Genomic DNA, 21,246 nt, shown 5'->3' with positions numbered 1-21,246 from the left:
GAGGTTAGCTGGGTTGAATGCTGGCGAATTGATCGGTGGCGTAGGTTTCGAAGCGCATCTTACCAGATGTGATCTCACGGTCGATAAACAAGGCCGCGAGATTTTGCCGCTCTGCAATTTCCATGCCGCGCTCGCGCCCGACCACCAGAAGGGCGGTGGCCCATGCGTCTGCGAGCATGGCGTTTTGGGTCAAAACAGTGACCGAGGCTGTGGCGTGGGTCACGGGGCGGCCTGTCGTCGCGTTCAGGATGTGGCTGTAGCGGGTGCCGTCTTGTTCGAAGTAGTTTCGGTAATCGCCGGAGGTGGCCATACCCAGGTCGGACACCCCCAGAACCTTAAGAAAGCTGCGCTGGCGTGCATCCGGCGTTTCAATGGCGATTTGCCACGGCATTCCTTCGGCATTTTTACCGGATGTAATGATGTCGCCGCCGATCTCGACCATGAAGTCGGTGACGCCAAAACTTCTGACGGTGTCTCCCAGGCGATCCACGCCAAACCCTTTGCCGATGGCGGAGAGGTACATTTGGGTGCCGTCGTCGGATTTTGAAAGCGTGTTGCCGTCTAGTGAGAGCGTGTCAGATTGGCCAACGGATTGCATCGCGGTCGCGACAGCGGAGTCGTCGGGGATACGGCCGGTTGGCTTTTGCGCTCCAAACCCCCAGAGATCAATCAAGGGGCCAAGGGTGAGGTCAAACTGCTTGTCGCTGGCCTCGTGCACCGTTTGAGCTGCCTGCATGAGTGCGAGCATGTCAGGGCTCATCGGAAACGACGTGTTGGCCTTTAGCGCATTGATCTGCGAAATTTCGGAAGCCGGGTTCCAGTTCGACATCTTCTGGTCGATATCCTGCAAGGCTGCGTCGATAGCGGCCTTCAGGTCATCCTTATCGAGGCCGCCGTGTGGTTCAACTGCGACAACGGTGTATGTGGTGCCCATCGTTTGCCCGCTTAACAGAAAATCCGCGGCGCCACGTTTGCAAGCCGCAAGCGCCAGCGTCATGAAGATAAAACTGCGTCGCGAAAGGGCGGTCATTTTCAGAAATTCTCAATGAGTTGCAGAAACAAATTTAGGCCGCGGCCCTGTTCAACAAGGCTGCGGGGCTTCCGCGCTGTTGCTGACGATCTTTATTGCTCTCAAAGGGGAGAAACAATAGAAAAGTGGCAGTTTAAGGGCTGGTTGCGCGCGCGTGTAACGCGTATAGGCATGCGCGACAGATCAGAAAAATCGAAGACGAACCAGAAACGACGGGATGTGATTGACGTGCAGCATTTTGCGCTCAAAAAAGGCCTGAATCTTCCGATCACCGGCGCGCCGGCTTCGGGAGAGATACACGACGCTGCCCCGGTGAAAACCGTGGCCGTGTTGGGAGGCGACTATATAGGACTGAAGCCGCGTATCTCCGTAGCAGAAGGAGATGTTGTGGCCGCAGGGGATCCACTTCTGGCACATAAAGACACGATGGACGTGAAAATCGTCTCTCCTGTGTCTGGACGTGTCAAAGCGATCAACCGTGGCGCACGGCGCGTGCTGCTCAGTGTGGAAATTGAAGTGGATGCTGCGGCCGCGGAGCCAAAAGACTTCTCGTCGGTTGGCGATGTAGCTACCCGAGACGGGCTGGTTGAGCGCCTTTGTGCCGCCGGTTTGTGGACCTCTTTCCGCACGCGGCCGTATTCCAAAGTGCCCACGCCTGACGAATCTCCAGTGGCGATCTATGTCAACGCCATGGACACCGAGCCATTGGCAGGCGATCCGGCGGCGGTTGTCGCGGATGCGGGTGATGCGTTTGCCACAGGGCTTGCCGCCATCGCTAAACTGACCGATGGCGCGACGTACCTGTGCCATGCGCAAGGGGCAAGTGTGCCAAGCGCAGACGGCGTGACCGTTGCGACGTTCTCGGGTCCACACCCTGCAGGACTTGCGGGCACACACATGCACTTCCTTGAACCGCCATCCGCGTCCAAAACCGTTTGGACCATTGGCTACCATGACGTGATTGCGATCGGCCGCTTGTTGGAAACTGGCAAGATTGACGCTAGCCGTGTGATCGCTCTTAGCGGTCCGCTTTGTGACAAGCCACGTCTGGTACGCACTATCGACGGTGCTTCCTTGAAAGAACTCACCGCAGGCGAAATTTCCTCTGACCTTCCGGTGCGCTTGGTGTCCGGGTCTGTGCTGAGCGGTCAGGCAGGGGAGGACGTTGTGACGTTCCTTGGACGCTATGCCCGTCAGGTCACCGTTATGGAAGAGGATCACAAACAGATCCCGATGGGCTGGATCCGCCCCATGCCGTCGAAGTACAGCTTCCTGCCGGTACTCGGGTCTGCTTTTTCCAAGAAGCTTTACCCGCTGAGCTCCAACCTGAACGGTGGCCGCCGTGCGATGGTGCCTCTGGGCACCTTTGAAGAGCTGATGCCGCAGGACTTTCTGCCAACGCAACTGCTGCGTGCTCTGTTGGTGATGGACACCGACGAAGCGCAAAAGCTCGGCGCGCTGGAGCTGGACGAGGAAGACCTCGGTCTCGTGGGCTTTGCCTGTCCTGCTAAATACGAATACGGCGAAGCACTCCGCGATAGCCTGACCAAGATTGAGAGGGAGGGCTAACCATGGGGTTGCGCAACTTCTTTGATCGTATTGAGCCGCACTTTGTTAAAGGTGGCAAATACGAAAAACTGTTCCCGATCTACGAGATGGTCGAGAGCTTCATCTATACGCCGAAGACCGTGACCAAGGCCGCGCCTCATGCGCGTTCTTATGTCGATATGAAGCGGATCATGACCTACGTGGTGATCGCGACGATCCCCTGTATCATCATGGGGCTCTATAACGTTGGTCTTCAGGTCAACTCGGCCTACGCAACAATTGATCCAAGTGGTTGGCGCGCGGCGATCATCTCTGCGCTGGGCATTGGCTTTGATGCCTCCAACCCGCTGGCCAACTTTGCACACGGTCTGCTTTATTTCCTGCCGATCTACATCACGACGCTTGTTGTAGGTGGTATCTGGGAGGTGATTTTCGCAACTGTACGTGGTCACGAAGTCAACGAAGGCTTCCTTGTGACCTCTATGTTGTTCGCACTGATCATGCCGCCAGCCGCTCCTTTATGGCAAGTCGCGCTGGGCATCAGCTTTGGTGTGGTGATCGGCAAAGAAGTCTTTGGCGGCACAGGCAAAAACTTCCTGAACCCGGCCCTGACAGGCCGTGCGTTCCTGTATTTTGCCTATCCGGCCGATATGTCCGGTGACACAATTTGGACCCCGGTTGACGGGTTCTCCGGTGCAACTGCACTGTCCGTGGGCGCCTCTCAGGGGTATCAGGAACTGCCAAACTACGGCATGACCTGGATGGATGCCTTTGTCGGTACGGTTCAAGGTTCCATCGGCGAAGTCTCGGCACTGGCCTGTTTGCTCGGTCTGGCTTTCCTGCTGATCACCAAGATCGCCAATTGGCGTCTGGTTGTCGGCTGTATGGGCGGCATGATCGGCTTCTCGCTTTTGCTGAACCTGATTGGCTCTGACACCAACCCGATGTTTGCGATGCCTTGGTACTGGCACTTCGTTGTTGGCGGCTTTGCCTTTGGTCTAGTGTTCATGGTCACCGAGCCGGTGTCTGCATCCCACACCAATATGGGGCGTTACATCTACGGGGCGCTGATCGGCTTCATGGTTGTCATGATCCGCGTCATCAACCCGGCCTTCCCGGAAGGCATGATGCTCGCAATCCTCTTTGGTAACGTCTTTGCGCCGCTGATCGACTACTTCGTCGTTCAAGCAAACATCAAACGGAGGGCCCGTCGCAATGTCTGACGCTTCCAACCAAAACAAAGGGCCCATTGCCCGCTTTCTGGCCGCGCCGCCGGACAGCGTCGGCAAGACGGTCTTCATCGCCGTAAGCCTGTGCCTTGTGGCTTCGATGATTGTGTCCGCTGTGTCCGTTGCTCTGCGTCCTATGCAGGAGCAGAACAAGCTGAAAGACAAGCAAGCCAACGTTTTGCAGGTCGCTGGCTTGTACGAAGATGGCATGGATGTGATCGAAGGCTTCTCGGTGTTTGAGCCGCAGGTGCTTGAACTAGCAACGGGCACATTCACCGATCAGTTTGACGCCGCGACCTTTGATGATCGCGCGGCGGCGGCTGATCCGGAGCTGTCTGCGCGTCTCACTGACGATCCTGCTGGCATAGGCCGTCAGGCGAAGTTTGTGACGGTCTATCTGCTGCGTAACGACGATGGTTCGCTTGATAAGGTAATCCTGCCGATCCACGGCTATGGACTGTGGTCGACGTTGTACGGCTTCATCGCGCTGGAAGAGAACGGCAACGACATCTTCGGTCTGCAGTTCTACGACCACGGCGAAACCCCTGGTCTGGGCGCGGAAATCGACAACCCGCGTTGGAAAGCCCTGTGGAGTGGCAAGCGGTTGGCCGATGATGACGGCACACTGCAAATCACTGTGGCGAAGGCCGCGCCGCCAGCCGGTGCCGATCACCACGTTGATGCTCTGGCCGGTGCAACGCTGACCTCGGTTGGGGTCGACAACCTCGTTCGTTTCTGGATGGGCGAAGCCGGCTTTGCACCGTTCCTTGAAAACCTCAAAGCAGGAGAGATCTGATGGCCCAGACCAAGAGAGACCTTCTGATCGACCCGTTGGTCGACAACAACCCGATCACGCTTCAGGTGTTGGGCATTTGTTCCGCCCTCGCGGTGACATCTTCGCTGCAGGTGGCGTTTGTGATGGCCTTGGCCGTAACTGCGGTGACCGGTTTCAGTTCGATGTTCATTTCGGTACTTCGCAATCAGATCCCTGGTTCGATCCGGATCATCGTGCAGATGGTGATCATCGCTTCGCTGGTGATCATCGTGGATCAGGTTCTGAAAGCTTACGCCTATGACGTGTCCAAGACGCTGTCGGTGTTTGTCGGTCTGATCATCACCAACTGTATCGTGATGGGGCGCGCGGAAGCCTTTGCCATGAAGAACCCGCCAATTGACAGCTTCATCGACGGCGTGGGCAACGGCCTTGGCTATGGTGCGCTGCTGCTGGTTGTTGGCTTCATTCGTGAGCTTTTTGGCGCCGGTAGCCTGTTTGGCGTCACCATCCTGCCAACCGTGAACAACGGTGGTTGGTATGTGCCAAACGGTATGCTGCTGCTGCCACCTTCGGCGTTCTTTATCATCGGTTTGCTGATCTGGGCGGTACGTGCCTGGAAACCAGAGCAGGTGGAAGAACGTGAATACAAAATTCAAGTTGTGGAGGGCCACTAATGGAAGGGCTTCTCTCTCTGGCCGTAAAAGCCGTCTTTGTTGAGAACCTCGCGCTCTCCTTCTTCCTCGGCATGTGTACTTTCATCGCCGTATCGAAGAAGATTTCGACCGCGCTTGGTCTGGGCATCTCCGTGATGCTGGTACAGGCCATTACGGTTCCCACAAACAACCTGCTTCTCACCTACCTGTTGGCGCCTGGTGCACTGGCATGGGCTGGCTTCCCGAATGTGGACCTGACCTTCCTTGGCCTGATTTGCTACATTGGCGTGATCGCGGCGATGGTTCAGATCCTCGAGATGGTCCTCGATAAGTTCTTCCCGCCGCTCTACAACGCGCTGGGTGTGTTTTTGCCGCTGATCACCGTGAACTGCGCCATCCTGGGTGGCTCTTTGTTCATGGTGGAGCGCGACTACAACATCGCGGAAAGCGTGACCTATGGCCTGAGCTCAGGCTTTGGTTGGGCGCTGGCAATCACTGCCATGGCTGGTGTGCGCGAGAAGCTGAAGTACTCCGACATTCCCGATGGTCTTCAGGGCCTAGGCATCACCTTTATCACCGCAGGTCTGATGGCTTTGGCCTTCATGTCCTTCTCCGGCGTGAAACTCTAAGGGGGTAGGCGCAATGGAAACATTTACTCTAGGTGTTGTTCTCTTCACCCTGATCGTTCTGGCGCTGGTGACCATCATTCTGGTGGCGCGCTCTCGCCTCGTAAGCACTGGTAACGTGGAAATCACCATCAACGGTGAAAAGACCATCTCCGTCCCGGCTGGTGGTAAGCTGTTGCAGACCTTGGCGGAACAGAAGCTGTTTGTTCCGTCTGCCTGTGGCGGCGGCGGTACCTGTGCACAGTGTAAAGTACGGGTGCATTCCGGCGGTGGGTCTATCCTGCCAACCGAGGAAAGCCACATCACCAAGCGTGAAGCCGCTTGTGGTGACCGCCTGTCTTGTCAGGTGGCTGTGAAGCAGGACATGGACATCGAGGTGCCAGAAGAGGTCTTCGGCGTGAAAAAGTGGGAGTGTACCGTACGTTCCAACGAAAACGTCGCAACCTTCATTAAGAACCTGGTTCTGGAGTTGCCCGAAGGGGAGGATGTGAACTTCCGCGCTGGTGGTTACATCCAGATCGAGGCGCCTGCGCACAAGCTGTCCTACAAGGATTTTGCTATCGAGGAAGAGTACCATGAAGATTGGGACAAGTTTAACCTGTGGCAGTATGAGTCCACGGTAAGCGAGCCAATTGAACGTGCGTATTCGATGGCAAACTATCCGGATGAAAAAGGCCTGATCATGCTGAACGTACGTGTGGCCTCGCCACCTCCGGGCAGCCAAGGTATTCCCCCCGGTCAGATGTCCTCGTACATTTTCAACCTGAAGCCTGGTGACAAGGTCACGATCTCTGGTCCATTTGGCGAGTTCTTCGCGCGCGACACCAAAAAAGAGATGGTCTTCATTGGTGGTGGTGCCGGAATGGCGCCGATGCGGTCTCACATTTTTGACCAGCTCAAGCGTCTCGAGAACCGCGACCGGAAGATCACCTTCTGGTACGGCGCGCGCTCCAAGCGGGAGATGTTCTTTGTTGAGGACTTCGACGGTTTGGCCAAGGAGTTTGACAACTTCGAATGGCACGTGGCGCTCTCTGACGCTCTGCCGGAGGACGATTGGAAAGGCTACACCGGCTTCATCCACAACGTTCTGTTTGAAGAATACCTCAAGAACCACCCGGCACCTGAAGACTGTGAATTCTACATGTGTGGCCCGCCCATTATGAACCAATCCGTGATCAACATGTTGCTTGATCTCGGTGTGGATCGCGAAGACATCATGCTGGATGACTTTGGCGGGTAAACTCAAAGCGCCTCAAGTAAACGCCGCTCTTCGGAGCGGCGTTTTCTTTTGGTGACGTGTAATAGCGGGTTGGCCTTAAGTGTGGGCGGTGGCAGGGTGCCCGTCTGTGCAAACCCAAAGAGCGAACAGGGGACACAATGGCCAAAGCGGTGTTTTTGCAAGGGGCGCTGATGCGTCATGTGGCGGTCATGTCGTTGACCTCCTCAGTTGGCTTGATGGCCATCTTTGCGGTCGACTTTGTCGATATGATTTTCATCTCGATGTTGGGCAACAAAGCGTTGGCAGCGGCGGTGGGCTACGCCGGTACTCTGCTGTTTTTCACCAACGCGATTAACATCGGTCTGTCGATTTCTGCGGGGTCATTGGTTGCGCGTTCCATTGGCGCAGACCAAACGAGCACCGCCAGAGAGTATGCCACCTCCGTGGCCCTTCTCGGCACTCTGACAGGCCTTGTGATACCGGCAATTGTCTTTCTGTACCTGGACCCAATCCTGAGCTGGTTGGGGGCTGAAGGTGACACCCTGGCCTTGGCAAAACGGTATGTTGGGATCGTGATGCCCACCATGCCGGTGATGTCATTGGCAATGGTGAGCATGGCCGTTCTCAGAGCCTATGGTGATGCTCGGCGCTCGATGATGGGCACGGTGTTTGGCGGGGCCGTGAATGCGGCGTTGGACCCGCTGCTAATCTTTGGTTTTGGGTTGGGATTGGATGGGGCGGCCTATGCCTCTGTCATTGCTCGCTTGGTAATGTGTGCCTACGCGTTTCTTTGTGTAGTGCGCATTCACCAAGGTTTTGCCGTTCCTTCAGTTGGAATTCTAAAACGCGATGCCAAAGCGATCAGTGCGATTGCTGGCCCGGCGATCCTGACCAATGTGGCGTCGCCAGTTGGCACCGCAATCGTGACCCGCGAAATGGCGCGCTATGGGACTGACGCGGTGGCGGCAATGGCGGTTATCGGCCGGTTGATGCCGGTGGCGTTTGCGGTGGTATTTGCGCTTTCAGGGGCAATTGGCCCAATCGTGGGGCAGAATTTTGGAGCGTCGCAGTTTGATCGGGTACGGGGCACGCTGAAAGCGGGGCTTCAGTTTTTGTTGGCTTATACGCTTTTGGCGGCATTGATCCTGTTTCTTGCACGGGGTCTCATTGCCGATCTGTTTGAGGCGGAGGGTGAAATGCGGGCCTTGATCTACCTGTTCTGCGGTCCTCTGGCGCTGCTTCAATTCTTCAACGGCGTGATTTTTGTCTGCAACGCTTGTTTCAACAATCTCGGCTACCCGATCTACTCCACTTACGTGAACTGGGGCCGCCATACGCTAGGCACGTATCCATTTGTGATTGTAGGCGGTCTCTATTGGGGCGCGTCTGGTGCGTTGATGGGGCAAGCCATCGGGGGCGCGTTGTTTGCTGCAGTGGGTATTCTCATGGCTGCAAAAACAATCAACCGGCTCAGTCGTCCTGAACCGGTTGATCCGTTTGCTGAGGAAAGCACGCTGCATCACATCAGCGGGCGTCGCAATTGGTAGGTTAGCGCGGGAGCTTGGCTGCTTCGCTCGCCAGCGCTTCGATTTGGTCCCACGCCCCTTCCTTGACCAGTTTTGAGGGGGCAACCCAGCTGCCGCCTGCGCAAACCACATTGGGAAGCGACAGATAGTCGGCTGCGTTTTGTGGGTTCACGCCGCCGGTTGGGCAGAAGCTGATTTGTGGCAGCGGACTTGCCAATGAGCCAAGGAATTTGGCCCCACCAGCGGCCTCTGCGGGGAAGAACTTCAGCATGTTGTAGCCGCGCTCCAACAGTGCCATGGCTTCTGAGGCGGACGCCGCGCCAGGCAAAAGTGGGAGGCCTTCCGCTTCGCAGGCTTCTAGCAACGTGTCTGTGGCGCCGGGCGAGACGCCGAAAGTTGCGCCTGCATCTTTTGCGGCTTTCACATCTGCCGGTGTCAGCAGAGTACCGGCTCCAACTATGCCACCTGGGACCTCTGCCATGGCGCGGACTACATCCAATGCGGCAGGGGTGCGCAGGGTGACTTCAAGAGCGGGCAGGCCACCGGCCACCAAGGCCTCAGCCAGTGGTTTGGCGTGGGTCACGTCCTCAACGACAAGCACCGGTACAATTGGGGCCGCGTTACAGATCTCACGAGCTTTTTCGCTCGCGGTTTGGGGAGTGATGGACATCGAAATTACCCTTCAAAAATGGAGGCGCCGGTGGTGGCGGGGCCAACCGCATTGCGGAAAGCGGCAAACAGGTCGCGGCCAGTGCCGTGTTGATACGAACTTAGGTCAGCAGTGGCCAGGTCGCGGCTGTCAAAATCGTCGACCAGAACTTCGAGCGTGCCTGCTTCTGCGTCGACGCGGACCATGTCACCATCACGCAATTTGGCGATCGGGCCACCATCCAATGCTTCAGGGGAGACGTGGATCGCGGCCGGGATTTTGCCGGATGCGCCGGACATGCGTCCGTCGGTCACAAATGCCACTTGCAAGCCTTTGCCCTGCATGATGGACATCAGCGGCGTCAGGCTGTGCAGCTCTGGCATACCGTTGGCCTTGGGGCCTTGGAAGCGAACCACAATCACCACGTCTTCCGTCAATTCACCCGCTTGGAAGGCGGCTTTCACCTCATCCTGATCGTGGAACACCCGCGCTGGGGCTTCTACCAGACGGTGCTCTGGTGCCACGGCAGAGATTTTCATGACAGAGGTGCCGATGTTGCCGGACAAGCGGGCGAGGCCACCTGTGGGCTGGAAGGGATCTGTGGCGGGGCGCACAATTTTATCGTTGAGCGAGGTTGTGGTGCCCGGCTGCCAGACAAGCGCGCCGTCGATCAGCTTTGGCTCTTGCGTGTAGTTGTCCAGACCTTCGCCTGCGACAGTCTTTGTGTCGGGGTGCAGCAGGTCGGCAGACAGCAACTCGCCAATCATATAACCGAGTCCGCCCGCGGCGTGGAAGTGGTTTACATCCGCCAGGCCGTTTGGATAGACGCGGGCCAGAAGCGGTGACACGTCAGAAAGTTCAGCGAAGTCTTCCCATGTCAGGACGATGCCGCCCGCGCGCGCCATGGCTATCAAGTGGATCAGCAGGTTGGTCGAGCCACCGGTTGCATTGAGACCGATGATGCCGTTCACAAAGGCTTTCTCATCGAGAATATCGCAGGTTGGCGTGTAGTTGTTGCCAAGCGCCGAAAGCGAGAGCGCACGGCGGGCGCCTTCTTCGGTCAGCGCGTCACGCAGATCGGTGTTGGGCGACACAAAGCTGGACCCGGGCAGGTGCAAGCCCATGAACTCCATCAGCATCTGATTGGTGTTGGCCGTGCCATAGAAGGTACAGGTGCCCGGGCCATGGTACGCCGCCATTTCTGACGCCATAAGTTCGGCGCGATCCGCTTCCCCTGCGGCAAAGCGCTGGCGCACCTTGGCTTTTTCATCATTGGAGATACCGGTGGCCATTGGCCCAGCCGGAAGGAAAACCGCTGGCAGGTGGCCAAAGCTTTGCGCAGCGATCACCAGCCCTGGAACGATTTTGTCGCATACGCCGAGATAGACGGAAGCGTCAAAGGTGTTGTGGCTGAGCGCGACGCCGGCAGCCAAGGCAATCACATCCCGCGAGAACAGCGACAATTCCATGCCCGCTTCGCCTTGGGTCACGCCATCACACATAGCAGGAACACCGCCGGCCACTTGTGCCGTGCCGCCTGCGGCGCGGGCCGCGTCGCGCAGAAGGGCGGGGTAGCGTTCAAACGGCTGGTGTGCCGACAGCATGTCGTTGTAGGCGGTCACGATGCCGAGGTTGCCGGCGCTCTTGGTTGCAAGCGCGTCTTGGTCCTGACCGGCTCCGGCGTAGGCGTGTGCTTGTCCTGAGCAGCTCAAATGCGCTCGCGCAGGGCCCTGGCTGGCGGCATCCGCCATCCGTTGTAGGTAGCCGTCGCGGTGCGGCTTGGAGCGCGCAATAATACGCTCTGTTACTTTTTCGACGGTTGGGTGGAGTGGCATGGGAACCATCCTTCCTATTTTGAGCGTGTGTTGGTGGGCTTAGTCGCCGATGGGCCGCCAGCGTCGGCCACCCTGGTGCATCAGCATAAGCGCTTCTTCGGGGCCGGAGCTGCCTGGGTCGTAGGGAACGGGACGCTGATTTGCCTCTTCCCAAGCAGCGATCAGAGGGTCAGCCCAAGCCCAAGCGGCCTCGACTTCATCTCCGCGCATAAAGAGCGTCTGGTCGCCGCGGATCACATCCATGATCAGGCGCTCATAGGCGTCCTGTGACATCAGATCTTCTCCAAGAGCGTCGGCAAAGGACATGTCCATGGCAACCTCGGTCAGGCGCATGCCACCGGGACCTGGTTCTTTGATGGTGGTGCGCAGGGTGATGCCTTCATCCGGTTGCAAGCGAATGATCAGAGCGTTGCCTTTGCGGCCTTCCATCTTGTTGGGGAAAATGTTGTGCGGTGGGTCTTTGAACACCACGGTAATTTCGGACGCCCGGTCGCGCAGCTGCTTGCCCGTCCGCAGATAAAACGGCGTACCAGCCCACCGCCAATTACCAACGGATAGCTTCATGGCGATGTAGCTTTCAGTCCGGCTATCGGTGTTCTCGACGTCGTCAAAATAGCTCTGATTGTCCCGGCCGGCGCGATATTGGCCGCGCACAATGTCACCCAGCGCGACAGGTTCAAGGGCCTCAATCACTTTGACTTTTTCGTCCCGCACGGAGTTTGGTGTAAACTTGCTTGGCGGCTCCATGGCAATCAGGCACAAAAGTTGCATCAGATGGTTTTGCACCATGTCGCGCATCGCGCCGGATTGATCGTAGTACCCACCACGGCCCGCCACTCCGATGCTTTCGGCGACTGTGATCTGGACGTGGTCAATGTGGGTAGAATTCCACAGCGGCTCGAATAGGGAGTTTGCAAAGCGCAGCGCCATCAGGTTCTGCACCGTTTCTTTGCCGAGATAGTGATCGATGCGATAGATTTGCTGTTCGTCAAAGTGCTTGAGCAGGTCTTTGTTCAGCTCCTGTGCACTTTCTAGATCGTGCCCAAAAGGCTTTTCGACCACAATCCGGCTCTCAGCTGTGGCGATACCGTTGAGGCTCAAACGCTCGGCAATGGCGCCAAAAAGGGATGGAGATACGGACAGGTAAAATGTGCGCGTTGTCTCTGGGCGCAATGACTTCTTGAGGTCGCCCCAACCAGTTTCGCCCATGGCGTCGATATGGACGTAGCTCAAGTGATCAAGAAAATCTGCGACGAGATCGGCAGGGCGCATGGCCTCGTCGATAAACTCGGTTAGCGCCGTCTTTATTAGGTCGCGGAACTCGGCGCTGTCCATATCGGAGCGCGCCGAACCGATGATTTTGGCTTCAGCTGGCATTTGGCCCGCGCGAAACCGGTGAAACAGACCCGGGAGAATTTTGCGTCGGGCCAGATCGCCCGTTGCGCCAAAGATCACGAGGTCAAATGGTTCGACCGGAATTACGCGTGCAACCATAACAGTTTAACCTTTCAGAAGAGCGCCCATGCGGCGGCCGGTGTCGAGCATACGATTGGAGAAACCCCATTCGTTGTCATACCAGCTTACCACACGTACAAGCCCATCTTCCGTCACGCTGGTTTGCGCTGGGGCAAACACCGAGGAATGCGGGTCGTGGTTGAAATCTGCGGATACCAGAGGCGCTTCCTCATAGCCAAGCACGCCCTTAAGCGGGCCTTCTGCAGCAGCTTTCAGCGCGTCGTTGATGGCCTCAACAGTCGCTGGTTTGTTGGTGTTGATCACCAAATCCACCATGGACACATTGGCAGTTGGTACGCGGATCGCGGACCCTTCCAATTTGCCCTTAAGGTGCGGAAGAACCAGAGAAATTGCACGAGCCGCGCCGGTGGACGTCGGGATCATCGACAGGGCTGCGGCGCGGGCGCGGTAGAGATCTTTGTGGTTGGTATCATGGGTCGGCTGGTCGCCGGTGTAGGCGTGGATCGTGGTCATGTAGCCGGTTTTGATGCCAAACGTGTCATCTAGGACTTTAGCCACAGGCGCCAAACAGTTGGTGGTGCAGGAGGCGTTGGACACGATGATGTCATCCGCAGTCAGCGTGTCATCGTTGACCCCAAAAACAATTGTCTTGTCAGCGTTTGCGCCCGGTGCGGAGACCAGCACGCGCTTGGCGCCGGACTCCAGTAGCAGCTCCGCTTTGTCCTTGGCGGTGAAGATACCGGTGCACTCATAGGCCACGTCGACGTCAGACCAAGGCAGGTCTTGCGGGTCGCGGATGGCGGTTAGGCGGATCTCTTGATCGGCGACTTTCATCACGTCGCCGTCAAGAGTGACGTCGGCGTTCAAGCGGCCGTGGACGCTGTCGTATTTGAGCAAGTGTACGAGGTGGTCGTTCGGGGAAAGGTCATTGATCGCAACGACTTGGATGTCGTTGGCGCCGCTTTCGATGAGGGCGCGCAGGACGCCGCGGCCGATGCGGCCAAACCCGTTGATGGCAATCTTGATGCTCATGTCATTCTCCACACATGCAAATCAGCGCTTTCGGTAGCGCCACCGTTAGCGCTATCGCTACAGGCAAATGCAACGGGAATCAAGGGGAGGAATTAACTTCCCGCAAAAGCGCTTTCGGGGTTGCTTTGGCCTTGGTTGTGTCCGACGATCCCGCCATGGGAAAAAAGCTACTTCTCAAGGACATCGCCAAACTGGCGGGTGTGAGTGAAATGACGGCCTCGCGCGCCATGCGGGGGGCACAGGACGTGTCCGAAGCCACGCGCCAGAAGGTTGAACAGATTGCCCGCGAGGTCGGCTATGTGCCGAATCGTATTGCCGGGGCGCTGGCGTCCAAGAAGGTGAATCTTGTCGGCGTGGTGGTTCCGAGCCTGAATTCCTCGGTGTTTCCGGAAGTGCTGTCGGGGATCAGCTCTACGCTTAAAGCGACGGCGCTAAAGCCGGTGATTGGCGTCACCGGATATGATTTGCAGGAAGAAGAAGAGGTTATCCGCGAGATGCTAAGCTGGCGGCCCACCGGGGTTGTCATCGCGGGGCTCGAGCACAATGACGCAGCGCGCAAGATGTTGGCCAATGCAGACTGTCCTGTTGTGGAAGTCATGGATGTGGATGGCGAGCCGATCAAACACTGTGTCGGCATTTCGCACCTGGAGGCGGGCCGGAAAATGGCGCGTACGATCCTGAAAGCAGGCTACACCAAAATCGGTTTCATCGGCACCAAGATGCCGCAAGACTTTCGCGCCGAGAAGCGGCTTCAGGGGTTTGAGCAGGAACTGAAAGAAGCGGGCCTCTCCCTGTTTGATCAGGAGCTTTATTCTGGCGTGTCTTCGATTGAGACCGGCAACAAATTGACTGAGATGTTAACGCAGCGCTCGCCGGAGCTTGAGTGCATCTATTTTTCCAGCGATGTGCTCTCGATCGGGGCTTATATGTATTGTCTTTCCAAAGGGCTTTCAGTGCCGGAGGATTTGGCGATCGCGGGCTTTAACAATTTGAATTTGCTCAAGGGTTTGCCGAAGCCTTTGGCAACAACAGATGCGCATCGGTTTGAGATTGGCCAGAAAGCAGCCGAGATCATCCTGGCATCGCAAGCCCCCGACAGCCCGTCTCAGGTGATGAAACTGGAGCCGGTGGTCACCACGGGGCAGTCGCTTTAGCTGCCTCGCGTCAGAGCGTTAGCGACCAGTTTGGCAGTCTCGTTCCATGTGCCTATGGGGGGCAGGGTAAAGCCGGAAAAACCCGCTGTTTCAATGGCTTCCGGTATATCTTGTCGGCAGTGATCGCCTTCTAAGGCGAAGAAAGGCAGGCACAGACTTTGGGGCGGTAGGCCCATTCCGGCATCTGAGATGAAGGGCGCTTCTTCTACAAATCCAACAGAAATTTTTAGAGCGTCAAACCGCTTTGAAAGCGCGTTTTGGAAGGCGCGCGCCGATTCGGCTGCTTTTGGGCCTTTGGCAGAGCCGTGTGCGGCAAGCAGGAGGTGGCTTTGCGCCTCGTTCCATCCCATGTCGACAAGTGTTTTTTTCACGCGGTCTGCGGCCAAGTCTGGCAAACTAGCGTCAAATCCCAGCGGCGGAAGGATAGGCAGATCCGCGTCGCCCAGGCGCTTGGGTAGCATCCGAGAAACAAAGAACCCGTCGGCCATGAACATAGGGAACACCGGAGAACCTGGTTGTATTTCAGCCACTTGCCGCTCAATTGCGTCCGGCATGGCGAGGGTTGCTGCGCGAATGGTCCAGTTGGGTAGGTGGTTGTTGACGGCTTTGGCGAAGCCTTGCAGCCAGAGCTCTGGCGGCACGGGGGCGGAGGGCTGCCCGTGCGCAACAATTAAGGCTTCGCGGCAGGCTTTGGTCATGCAGCGGGTGCTTGGAAAGCGGCGGCGAGGTCTTCTGGCAGGTCAAATTCTGCCAAAGCGCGGGCGCGGGCGTCTTCGGACATTTTGCGGGCGGTTTTGACCACAATATCGAGGACTTTTTCAGGGCTGTGTTTCGCGGCAAAAGGGGCGAAGTACCATTTGACGAAGACAAAACAGATAATGTCTTCAAGCGCTTGAACCTGATCGTTGCGCTTGATGCCCTCCTTGCGCAACATGGCGCCCGCAGCAGTTACGTCTTCTTCGTCATATCCGGCCTCGGTCATGATCTCGCACACACGGTTGGCGTGGTGCACGCCAAGGTCGCGGCGCCACTTAAGATAACCGGCGCGGCCTTCTGGATAGTCTGCGCGTTTGAGCACCCAGCGTTCGATGTGCTGGCCCCGGGAAGCGATCTGTAACGCCTCGGAAGCATTGGGAAAAAGTCGGTTGCACTCATCTGTCATGCGCTGGCCGTAGAGCAGCGCTTCGGGCTGTCCGTCATCAAGCTTCGGGTCTTTGGCGTTGGCGGTGTCGATGGCGTCCAAGGCGGTTTGAAGGCGGGTCATAGGCTGGCTCCGGGCTGCGTTGATAGGGGGGTTTTAGGTCCTGCGGCGGGCCACGAAAAGGGCCAAAAATTCACGTCGGTATTGCGTCGGTATCGCGACTGTTTTGCGGAGGTGCGTTTTGAGGGCTGTGCGGCATTGGATTACGTTCCGGTAAGAATGGTGCGCAGTTGGTCTAGGTTCAGCGGTTTGTGCAACAGAGGCGCCTTGAGCGCCTGACATTGCAGTTTCAAATCCGGGTCGCGGTTGGCGCTGATGACACAGGCGGGTAGGGGGCCGTAGGCTTTACGCAGCCGTGCAATCAAGTCGGTACCGGTGGCGCCATTGTCGAGTTGGTAATCCGCCAGAACCATGTCCGGTGCGATGTCGATTTCGCGTAGCAGATCGAGGGCCTCGATGTCGCTACCGCAGGCGAGCACATCTGCGCCCCAGTTTTCCAAGGTCATGGAAATGGCGTTGCGTAGTTCGGTGTCGTTTTCGACCAAAAGCACGATGCGATGGGCCAGCGGTGCGGTTGGCTCCAGGGTAGGCAGGGGTGTATCGGAGGGGGCGGTTTGTTCTGTGTGTAACGGCAGCGTGATGCAGAAGCGCGTGCCACGGCCGGGCTCGGATTGCATTTGCATGGGATGGGCTAGCAGGCGGCAGGCGCGTTCTACAATGGCAAGACCAAGCCCAAGGCCTTCGGCGGGGCTGGCGGCGGCATTCACGCGGTGGAATTCGTCAAAGACTTTGGCCTGTTGCTCCACCGGGATGCCCGGGCCAGTGTCCCAGATTTCCACCACCATCGTGTCACCGCGACGGCGGGCAGCCACCAGCACGCGCCCTTCATCGGTATAGCGCAGCGCGTTGGCGATGAGGTTTTGCAAAATTCGGCGGAGATAGGTGGCATCTGAGTGGACGGTGACGTCATGGCTGCGCAGGTCAAAGCGAAGACCTTTTTCGCGGGCGATGGGTGCAAACTCGTCGTGCAGCTGGCCCAAAAGCGCGCCCAGCGGGATCTGCGTGTCGTGTACGGCGGCGCGGCCACTGTCGAGTCGTGAAATGTCGAGCAGCGCGCCAAGGATGTGTTCAACGCTTTGCAAGGCGGAAGAGGCTTTGGACAGGCGTTCGCGCTGGTCCGGGGCTTCGAGGTCGGTTTCCAGGGAGGCCATGTAGAGCTTGGCTGCGGATAGCGGTTGCAACAGGTCGTGGCTTGCGGCGGCCACAAAGCGGGATTTGGAGGCGTTGGCGCGTTCGGCTTCGGCCAAGGCATCCTGAAGCTCCAGAGTACGTTCCTGCACATGGCGCTCCAGGGTTTCGTTGACCTGGGAGATGGCGCGCAGGGCGCGGCGCTCGGTGGTGATGTCGGTGAAGGAAATCACAAAGCCGCCGTCGGGCATATGTTGGGCAAACACGGCGAGGATGCGGTCTGCGCCCAGTTCCACCTCAAAGGACAAGGGGGCGCGACGGCCCTCATGGGCGGCCCAATTGGCCAGTGCCTCCGCATCCGCCGCATGCAGGAAGGCGAGTTTGCGGGAGAGTTGGTCAAAGATGGTGTCAAAGGGCAGGCCGAGGTGGAAGCGGCGCAGGGGGATGGAGAGCAGTTCTCCCATGCGGCGGTTCCAGTCAACGAGGCGGGCTTCGCGGTCAAAGATGCCAACGCCTTGATCGAGGTGTTCCAAGGTGGCCTTGATGAGCCGGGACTGATCGTCGAGCAAGCGCTCACGTTCCTGCCGCTCGATAAGCATCATGTCGGTGACATCGGTTTGCAGCACCACGGTGCCGCCGTCGCGGGTGCGATGCTCGGACACCTGGATCCATTTGTCGCCAGCCAGCCGGGCGTTGAAGACCACATGTTGCTCGCGATGACGCAGCAGGCGTTGGTCGGCCCATTGATTGGCTGTCATGCCGTCCGGCAGCTCTAGGAAGGCGCTTTGCGAAACGATGTCGACATAATTGGCAAACGGCAGGCCGGGTTTGAACAGTGGGTGGATGTCGCGCATGTGTTTGCCAAAGCGGGTGTTGCAGAGCACCAGCTTTTCGTCGGCATCAAACAGCGCAAAGCCTTCTTGCACGGTCTCAATCGCGTTGGCGAGGTTGGCGCGAGCGGCTTCGGCTTCGGCGTTGGCTTGGGCAAGGGAGGCGTTGGAGGTGTTGAGCAGGTCCAGCGCGTGTTCAAGTTCGCGGGTGCGGGCGGCCACCTCCTCTTCGAGCATCACGGCGCGTTCGAATTGGGCATAAGCCACGCCGGTGGTGTCGGGGCTGGCCTCGGCCCGGCGCATCAGGGTGTCGACGATTTTCAGGAGCTTCTGGTTTTGCCGTTCCAGAGAGTCCTTTGGATCGATCAATGTGACGTCTGTCATTGTGGTGTCAGTCCGCTTCCGGTGGGTAGATGGCGACGCCGGTGAAGGTTTGATTGACATGCATCGAATTGACCTGTTCGCCGTAGGTGGAGAAGCCCACCACGTTATGTTTGGCGAGGACGCGGGAGATGTCACCCGTTATCTGTTTTTGGGTGGCCTCAACCCGGCGCAAGACGCAATCGCAGCCCAAAATCATGGCCGGCCGCTGATCATTGGTCAGGGCGCTGAGTTCGCGGTCCAGATGGGCCACCATGTCTTCTGGTTCCGCCAAAGTGAGGACCACACCTTCATCAATTGCAGAGAAGAACTGCAGATCGCCGTTTTGAGCCACGCGCTGAATGGCGCGCACGTGGGTTTGCTCTCCAATGCGAACCACAACCGGATGGGCGGCAAAGGTGAAGGTGGAGAGCTGTTCCGGGTCTTTGCCTAGGATGCGGGCGTATTCACGGGCCGCGGGTTCAGCGTTGATTTCGTAGACACGCCGCGTGGTCGGGTCCGCGCCGGTCACCACCATACGCTGTTCCGTGGGGAGGAGGTGGTCTGTTTTGAACACCTGCACAGGACAGTTGGAGCGCAGTTGTACCAAGACCGCTGCGTTGCTGTGAAATGCGCTTTTGTACAAGACATGCGTCTGGCCAAAATCTTCACCGTCCCCTGCGGAGCCGCCAAATAGGGGGACGGGCCCAAGGCCCATGGAGAGATCGGCGGCCAGGGCGTCTTCGCGGGTGGAGAGGCCATCGACCATCAGAAAAGCGAATTCTGAGGTCCAGGTGGGATGGCTTGCGGCGAGTGCTTTACGGTTGTGGATCATATCGGTAATCCGCGCCTCGGCTTGGATCCGGGTGAGATCGTCGATGAAAAGTGTCCGGGCAGCAAAATGGGAGTCTGGCAGGCCGACAGCGACAATCTCGCCCTCGGTGTAGCCAGTTGCGGCAAGTTCGCCCGCCGTGGTGCAGCCGACAACCTCGGCAGCGCCAAATCGGTCCTCGATGTCGGCAACAAAGGTCTCAAGATTGGTGCGGGGGGACACAAATAGAATGACCAAGGCAAAGGGTTCTGGACCCATTGCGGCAACAAGTTGGTCGGCTGCGTCTGGTGCGTCGCAGGGCGCAAAAGCTGTGCGCACGATATTTGCCCCTGTCAGGGGTGAGCTGGCATCCATGCTGGCAATCCTCCCGCAGCCCTCCTCAAAGCCGCTTGTGGCAGATTAGGCTGCCTAGCCGCTGCTGCGCAAGTGTTCCTCGAAGTTCGCTTCTTTGGCGATCAGGACCGCTTGCGTGCGCGAATGAACGCCTAACTTGCGCATGATCGCTGTGACATGGGCCTTCACGGTCGTCTCCGCGATGGAAAGCTCAAACGCGATTTGCTTGTTGAGTTTGCCTTCACAAATCAGATCAAGAATGCGGGCTTGTTGTGTGGTCAAGCTTGCCAAGCGCGCCACGGCATCCTGTGTGGCGTCGTCCTCGTCGCGGGTGGGCATGTGGCCTTCGGGCAAGAAGCTGCGGTCCTCGGCCAAGGCCTCAAGCGCCCGGCGGAACATGTCGCGTTGGCTGTGTTTGGGGACAAATCCGGCCGCGCCTGCATTGAGCGCCGCGTTGATGATGCGGGTGTCCGCCATGGAAGAAACCACAAGGATTTTGGCATTGGTTGCCTTGCGCAGGCGTAGAAGGCCGTCAAACCCGTCCACGTCCGGCAAGTTCAGATCCAACACAACCAGATCCGGGTGTGGGGTGTTCTCCAACCGGACCAGAGCGTCGGTCAGGCAGGGCGCAGTTGCCACGTCTGTGATCGGTGCGATGGCCTGGAGCGTCATAACCAAAGCGTCGCAAAACAAGGGGTGGTCGTCCACCACAAGGGCGTTGGAGAAGCGTTTGAGAACTGGCGAAGCAACATCATTTGGCATGGGGGTAGCCTAGCAGAGCGTGGGGCCACGCCAAGGGGGTCAAAGGTCGTAACCCGCATGTTTGCCTAGGAGGCGCGGCGCGCGTGGGCAAGGCTTTGCCGAGGGAATCTTTCCCCCTTGGGATGCGGTGTTCTCGCGCCTAGGTGGTAGGGTATGATGACCGCAATCAAGTCGGGAGCGATAGAATGAAGTGTTCAACACTGAAAACTGCTGGCACGCGCATGGGCCTTGCTGCGGTGCTGGCTCTGGGTGCAGGGAGCGTGATGGCAGAGATACAGGATCTACATGGATCGGTGATGTATCGCGAAAAGATTGCCCTGCCACCGGAGGCGCTTGTGGAAGTTACTTTGGAAGACGTGAGCAAGATGGACGTGCAGTCGACAGTCCTTGCCTCTCAGACCTTGCGGCCGGAGGGGCAGGTGCCTGTGGATTTCCGCCTGAGCTATGATGACGCCATGGTCGACGATCGTGGGCGATATTCGGTGCGGGCGGTGATCCGCGTGGGGGAAGATGTGCTGTGGCGCAGTACTCAGAGTTTTCCGGCATTGACCAATGATGCCCCTGAAACAGTGGATGTGGTGGTGGAACGCATGGTGAAACCTGCTGAGAGCGCGCTCACGGGCAATGAATGGCTGGTGGTGCAGATGAACGACAAAACCGTGGGCACGTCTGAGGTGCCGCAAATCCGGTTTGGCGCAGACGGTCAGGTCAGTGGCACAAGCGGCTGCAACCGGTTCTCGGGCAGCTACACCGAACAAGACGGTCAGTTGGCGTTTGGGCCGTTGGCGACAACACGGATGGCCTGTCCCGGTGAGCTGGATCAGCAGGAAAAAGACTTCTTCAAGACGCTGTCAAACGTGACTGGGTTTGGCGTGCGCGCTGGGCACACTGTGCTGCTTGATGCAGAGGGTGCTGTGGTGATGACACTGCTGGCGCAATAGCCGGGGAAATTGGCGTCGGCTGATCCAAATCAAAGCTGGGGCAGGTG

At 58.0% G+C, this 21,246-nt stretch carries 19 protein-coding genes; 9 read left to right on the top strand and 10 right to left on the bottom strand.

Annotated features, from left to right (window positions below; all coding sequences use genetic code 11):
- Positions 1-4: 4 nt before the first annotated feature.
- On the bottom strand, positions 5-1,030 hold the full coding sequence (locus SIB92_RS10465) for an FAD:protein FMN transferase (RefSeq protein ID WP_412555722.1): 1,026 nt from the start codon (positions 1,028-1,030) through the stop codon (positions 5-7).
- 228 nt (positions 1,031-1,258) lie between these two features.
- Between SIB92_RS10465 and SIB92_RS10460 the strand changes: the two genes are divergently transcribed.
- The 7 genes from SIB92_RS10460 (at position 1,259) to SIB92_RS10430 (ending at position 8,627) form a co-directional block, all read left to right on the top strand.
- A complete protein-coding gene (locus tag SIB92_RS10460) occupies positions 1,259-2,599 on the top strand; it encodes a Na(+)-translocating NADH-quinone reductase subunit A (RefSeq protein ID WP_412555825.1) in 1,341 nt (446 codons plus the stop codon).
- Between the two features lie 2 nt (positions 2,600-2,601).
- A complete protein-coding gene (locus SIB92_RS10455) occupies positions 2,602-3,801 on the top strand; it encodes an NADH:ubiquinone reductase (Na(+)-transporting) subunit B (RefSeq protein ID WP_412555721.1) in 1,200 nt (399 codons plus the stop codon).
- Complete coding sequence (locus tag SIB92_RS10450) at positions 3,794-4,603, top strand: Na(+)-translocating NADH-quinone reductase subunit C (protein WP_412555720.1); 810 nt, start codon at positions 3,794-3,796, stop codon at positions 4,601-4,603. Before SIB92_RS10455 ends, SIB92_RS10450 begins: the two co-directional genes overlap by 8 nt.
- On the top strand, positions 4,603-5,256 hold the full coding sequence (locus SIB92_RS10445) for an NADH:ubiquinone reductase (Na(+)-transporting) subunit D (RefSeq protein WP_168591313.1): 654 nt from the start codon (positions 4,603-4,605) through the stop codon (positions 5,254-5,256). Before SIB92_RS10450 ends, SIB92_RS10445 begins: the two co-directional genes overlap by 1 nt.
- Entirely contained in the window at positions 5,256-5,864 is a 609-nt protein-coding gene (gene nqrE, locus SIB92_RS10440; RefSeq protein WP_164645323.1) for an NADH:ubiquinone reductase (Na(+)-transporting) subunit E, read from the top strand. Before SIB92_RS10445 ends, nqrE begins: the two co-directional genes overlap by 1 nt.
- 13 nt (positions 5,865-5,877) lie before the next feature.
- The gene (gene nqrF, locus SIB92_RS10435) at positions 5,878-7,101 is read left to right on the top strand and encodes an NADH:ubiquinone reductase (Na(+)-transporting) subunit F (RefSeq protein ID WP_412555719.1); all 1,224 of its coding nucleotides are present in this window, start codon (positions 5,878-5,880) and stop codon (positions 7,099-7,101) included.
- 137 nt (positions 7,102-7,238) lie between these two features.
- Positions 7,239-8,627 (top strand): MATE family efflux transporter, encoded by a 1,389-nt coding sequence (locus SIB92_RS10430; protein WP_412555718.1) that lies wholly within the window; start codon positions 7,239-7,241, stop codon positions 8,625-8,627.
- Between the two features lies 1 nt (position 8,628).
- On the opposite strand, the gene SIB92_RS10425 is transcribed toward SIB92_RS10430, so the two are convergent.
- From SIB92_RS10425 to gap, 4 genes are read right to left on the bottom strand one after another with little or no spacing between them, the layout of a single operon-like run.
- Complete coding sequence (locus SIB92_RS10425) at positions 8,629-9,276, bottom strand: bifunctional 4-hydroxy-2-oxoglutarate aldolase/2-dehydro-3-deoxy-phosphogluconate aldolase (protein ID WP_412555717.1); 648 nt, start codon at positions 9,274-9,276, stop codon at positions 8,629-8,631.
- 5 nt (positions 9,277-9,281) lie between these two features.
- Positions 9,282-11,090, bottom strand: coding sequence for a phosphogluconate dehydratase (edd, locus tag SIB92_RS10420; protein ID WP_412555716.1), 1,809 nt, complete (start codon positions 11,088-11,090; stop codon positions 9,282-9,284).
- A gap of 39 nt (positions 11,091-11,129) precedes the next feature.
- Entirely contained in the window at positions 11,130-12,584 is a 1,455-nt protein-coding gene (gene zwf, locus SIB92_RS10415) for a glucose-6-phosphate dehydrogenase (protein WP_412555715.1), read from the bottom strand.
- A gap of 6 nt (positions 12,585-12,590) precedes the next feature.
- Positions 12,591-13,598, bottom strand: a complete 1,008-nt coding sequence (gap, locus tag SIB92_RS10410) for a type I glyceraldehyde-3-phosphate dehydrogenase (RefSeq protein ID WP_412555714.1) — start codon at positions 13,596-13,598, stop codon at positions 12,591-12,593.
- Positions 13,599-13,753: 155 nt separating this feature from the next.
- Here gap and SIB92_RS10405 point away from each other — a divergent pair, with 155 nt between their 5' ends.
- Positions 13,754-14,752 carry a LacI family DNA-binding transcriptional regulator gene (locus SIB92_RS10405; protein ID WP_412555824.1) on the top strand — a complete coding sequence of 333 codons (999 nt, stop codon included), beginning with the start codon at positions 13,754-13,756 and terminating at the stop codon, positions 14,750-14,752.
- On the opposite strand, the gene SIB92_RS10400 is transcribed toward SIB92_RS10405, so the two are convergent.
- From SIB92_RS10400 to SIB92_RS10380, 5 genes are all read right to left on the bottom strand, one after another.
- Positions 14,749-15,306, bottom strand: a complete 558-nt coding sequence (locus tag SIB92_RS10400) for a cobalamin biosynthesis protein CbiX (protein ID WP_412555713.1) — start codon at positions 15,304-15,306, stop codon at positions 14,749-14,751. The two genes, SIB92_RS10405 and SIB92_RS10400, sit on opposite strands and share 4 nt — an antisense overlap.
- A 140-nt stretch (positions 15,307-15,446) precedes the next feature.
- Positions 15,447-16,016, bottom strand: coding sequence for a DUF4202 domain-containing protein (locus SIB92_RS10395; RefSeq protein ID WP_412555712.1), 570 nt, complete (start codon positions 16,014-16,016; stop codon positions 15,447-15,449).
- A gap of 140 nt (positions 16,017-16,156) precedes the next feature.
- Positions 16,157-18,355, bottom strand: coding sequence for a PAS-domain containing protein (locus tag SIB92_RS10390; protein ID WP_412555711.1), 2,199 nt, complete (start codon positions 18,353-18,355; stop codon positions 16,157-16,159).
- A 7-nt stretch (positions 18,356-18,362) separates the two neighbouring features.
- Positions 18,363-19,517, bottom strand: coding sequence for an FIST N-terminal domain-containing protein (locus SIB92_RS10385; RefSeq protein WP_412555710.1), 1,155 nt, complete (start codon positions 19,515-19,517; stop codon positions 18,363-18,365).
- Positions 19,518-19,571: 54 nt separating this feature from the next.
- Positions 19,572-20,258, bottom strand: coding sequence for a response regulator transcription factor (locus SIB92_RS10380; protein WP_412555709.1), 687 nt, complete (start codon positions 20,256-20,258; stop codon positions 19,572-19,574).
- Between the two features lie 185 nt (positions 20,259-20,443).
- Between SIB92_RS10380 and SIB92_RS10375 the strand changes: the two genes are divergently transcribed.
- The gene (locus SIB92_RS10375; protein ID WP_412555708.1) at positions 20,444-21,199 is read left to right on the top strand and encodes a YbaY family lipoprotein; all 756 of its coding nucleotides are present in this window, start codon (positions 20,444-20,446) and stop codon (positions 21,197-21,199) included.
- Positions 21,200-21,246: the final 47 nt, after the last annotated feature.

Source organism: Shimia sp. MIT1388 (assembly GCF_047124445.1).
Classification (GTDB): domain Bacteria; phylum Pseudomonadota; class Alphaproteobacteria; order Rhodobacterales; family Rhodobacteraceae; genus Shimia.
This window is presented reverse-complemented; position numbering and strand designations above follow the sequence as displayed.